Below are 3,642 nucleotides of genomic sequence, written 5' to 3' on the forward strand. Positions count from 1 at the left end.
AAAATGCCCGGATAAGTTTTGTCGCCGACGCGGAAGCTGACAGTTAAATCCTCAAATTCACCGCCCAAATCATTGGAATTATTGAGGAAATTGCTGCCTGTCAGCACGACTGTTGGGGAGCCATTTTCCAACTTAAATTCAGCTCCTTGAAGCACTGGAGGTGCGAAGGGGTCTGCTGGGAATAATGTCGGTACATTTAAAGTTGCTGTGACGCTGGGAATTCCTTATGTTGCTATATAATTCAAGATGTAAACTAATTTAGACAATAATTATGAGTCTTCAAGAAATTGCCAAGGGACGCATCGCTGGAGCTGATATGATTCAACGGTATAGAGCCGGAGAGCGAAACTTTACAGGGATTGATTTAAAATACGCTTGTCTTGGCTGGCCTTGTTTCATTGATATTAATCTCAGCCGGGCCGATTTGAGATGGGCTAGTTTCGATGTGGGGCGGACTCGCCTAATTAACGCCAATCTGAGCGATGCCAATATGGAAAAAGTTTCTTTAGGATCGGCTTTCCTGCTCAATGCTAACTTGAGAGGAGCCAATCTCAGAAATGCTCATTTAACTAATTCAGACCTAACTAATGCTGACTTAACTAATGCTGATTTAATTGGTGCTAATTTGAGTGGTGCCGATCTCATTGGAGCTAATCTAACAGGAGCTAATATTACTGACATTAAAACGACAAAAGATACTATTTTTTGTCAAACTATTATGCCTAATGGTCAGGTACAAACTGACTCTCACAGACTAACAGACGTTCAGGAATTTCTCAGACTTTATGAAAAAGGCGAAAGAGAGTTTCGGGATCTAGTTTTGCATGAAGTCGATCTAAGTAATGTTAGTTTATCTGGCGTTAAATTTTTAGGAGGATATTGTTTGAGTCACGTGAATTTGGTCGGCGCTAAATTGACTGATTGTAATTTTGGTGGGATTAAACGGATTGTTTTTAGTGATTTGAGAAATACCCATTTAATTAACTGCGAATGGCGCAATCCTCAAATAATTTACTGCGATCTTAGAGGTGCATACTTAGAATTATTTGATATGTATGCTCCCGACTTTACAGGAAGTAATCTTGAGGGTATTCAAGAATTCTTTGGTGTTGAAGAAGATATGTATTTCTGTAACACCACTTGGGTAACTGGAGAATTTATCCCTGGTCCGATCAATTCTAGTGAACGGTGGCGGGAACGCCCGCAAAAGATTAGGAATGATAGATTTTGAAAAAGTTGCCATGTGAGATATATCTGTTGAATAAAATAGGACTTACGCAGAGCATTGAGAGAACACTAATGTTTTGAACATTTAGATACCTCCTCAATCTATTTAATAATAGTTCTGCGTAAATCCCAAGCAAGTTAGACTTAGGGAGGTGGAAACTGGAAATCGCTCTGTTGTTTAATTCGATTCCGAACATCTTCAGGAAGATTTGACAAAAAGTTAAAAACCTTGTCAGAACCCTGAGCATTCAGCAAATTTTCAAGCTGATTAATAGAAATTCGCCATGTATTTGGTCTTCGCCATTGTTCGGCACTTGTTATGGGATCGCGGTTTTCACCTAACAGTTGATTAAGTGGATTCGGGACTGCTGGTTGCCCGCTCCAGTTCGTGTAAGGTTCTGGTATGTTGGGCGTAATGTAGGTGTAACTGCCAAGAATATCTTGTACCCCAAGATTTGATTTGTTGGAAACCAAGATTGTTTTCCATGTCCACCCAGGAATGCGAATTCCGTTAGCTTCTAAATTTGCAGGATTTGTATTTCCCTGATTTTGCGCTTCCGTAAGTGCTTCAGGTGCTCTAGTTTTTGGCTGGATAGACCAATTCTGTTGTTTAGTATCAAAAACACCAGCAGTAATATCAAGTTTTTTGTTGTAATCAAATATTAGCTGGTCAACTAATCCTGATTCTATTGCAGACCATGCAGGCGAGATGTCTGGGTCGAAGCTACCTGTGTTATTGCGGAACAGTCGATTATTGTCTATTGCTTGCGGGATTAAGTTTGTGCTCATGTAGGTAGCAAGAGCATCTTTCTGGTTTCTATTTCTATCTTTATCAGGGACAAGATGACCTTTATCAAGTCCACTACCTTGATACATCGTCCCATCAATGCGAGGCCAAGTTGGGAAGTTAGGGTTATTAGGTAAGTCGGGGTCAACGATAAATTGATCTCCAGTGCGACCGACGAATCGCTTACTCCAAGTATTGTCAACTTGCCAACTAACCCAGTTAGGTAATCCAGTAACAGCATTATAAGACGATGTGTACTGTGGCTTCTCAAGCAATAAATTGGTTTGATATGGATTTTGAGCAGGTTCGCTGATATCCCATCTAGCTTCAGTGGGATTACCAAAATTCAGAGAATCGCTCTTAAAGAAAACATTATCTAGGTAAACTGATTCACCCCCTTCTAATTCAAACTTCAAAGTAGCTGGTTGACCTCGATACTGTTTTGTGACATCATTGTTAGTTGGCAAGTTCATCTGGAAAGTTTCAAAACCGTCTCGACCAAATCCTACTGCATTAACGTTATTTAAGTAGGCGTTCGTAACCTGAGAAACATTAGTCATACCGCTAGGTGTAGGTATTTGAAGTCCTTTGCCCAGGTCTATTTCGTTTATCTCTTGAAAATTACCATCAATTGTTTCGAGTGTAACACGCAGTTTACCACTAGCAACTGGGGCATGAACATCGAACCGCAAGTTCCCCCAATCCGGTATAACAAAAGGGTTGTGTGTAATGCTTTCACCTGATTTGAGCTCCAAAGCGTAATTGGTTGAACCCGAATTAGACCCGATCGCATTCACCAAGGAGCTTTGCAACACAGACTTATTATCGCCATTGTACAAAGACCAAGCGGGAATGGGTTGCGAATCTAGTTTAGCCGCGATCGCATCAAAATTGCCATTAAAGAGCGTAGGAACTGCAAAATCACCCCGCATTGCAGGTATTGGGGTGTTATCTTCTGTCACTGAAACTCGCTTGCCTTCTAAATAGTTTTTCCAACCGTTGGGGTAGCCGAACTCCTGAATCTCGTCTAGGCTAAACTTATATCCATCCAAATCATACGGGCGAAATTCAGAACCTCCCCCTAAAACAGAGTGGAACCAACCCGTACCAATTCCTTCCCAAGGAGCTTTAGTATCGCCCTGAGTAAAACTAGCATTAGTATGGTCAGGAGTATACCAAGTCTTAGTAACGTCAGCAATATTATTTTGCTCCAAATCACCCAAGCGACGGTAAATTGTTTCGCCATTCTCCGAAGGAAACTGACTTTCATTGAGATTAGCAGTCCCCGCATACCAAGCCAAAGCAGCCCGATGGGAAGCACCTTCCCCATCATCCGGCCTAAAACCAGCCAGATTATTGAGTGAAACATTCCAATCCGCTTTCCAGTTCGTTCCCGAAAGTTCCCGCCCGTTAATTGTATTCCCAATACCATTAGTTTGGTAGTAATTGTCAGCATAAGTGACGTTATTCCACACCTTAATTTTCGGATCTTGAATGTTAAGGAAATGCCCATCAAAAGAATTATCATCGTAATCGTAAGGGTCAATTGTCGTCATCTGAAGGTCGCGATTTGCTCGACTCGTACCGCCAGCATCAGGTAAAAACGTACCCAAACGCTGGACAATTTC

At 41.5% G+C, this 3,642-nt stretch carries 2 protein-coding genes; one reads left to right on the plus strand and one right to left on the minus strand.

Annotated features, from left to right (window positions below):
• The first annotated feature begins 271 nt into the window (after positions 1-271).
• Positions 272-1,231: a pentapeptide repeat-containing protein gene (locus tag QT992_RS33065; protein WP_333378714.1), complete on the plus strand. Its 960-nt coding sequence runs from the start codon at positions 272-274 to the stop codon at positions 1,229-1,231.
• Positions 1,232-1,371: 140 nt separating this feature from the next.
• Here QT992_RS33065 and QT992_RS33070 read toward each other — a convergent pair whose 3' ends face one another.
• Complete coding sequence (locus QT992_RS33070) at positions 1,372-3,570, minus strand: DNA/RNA non-specific endonuclease (protein WP_333378717.1); 2,199 nt, start codon at positions 3,568-3,570, stop codon at positions 1,372-1,374.
• Positions 3,571-3,642: the final 72 nt, after the last annotated feature.

The organism is Microcoleus sp. T3_D1, from assembly GCF_036700405.1.
In the GTDB taxonomy this organism is placed as follows: Bacteria; Cyanobacteriota; Cyanobacteriia; order Cyanobacteriales; family Microcoleaceae; genus Microcoleus.

Coding starts and splice junctions, on each gene's coding strand:
- QT992_RS33065 (WP_333378714.1), top strand. CDS start 272: ATGAGTCTTCAAGAAATTGCCAAGGGACGCATCGCTGGAGCTGATATG.
- QT992_RS33070 (WP_333378717.1), bottom strand. CDS start 3,570: ATGACGACAATTGACCCTTACGATTACGATGATAATTCTTTTGATGGG.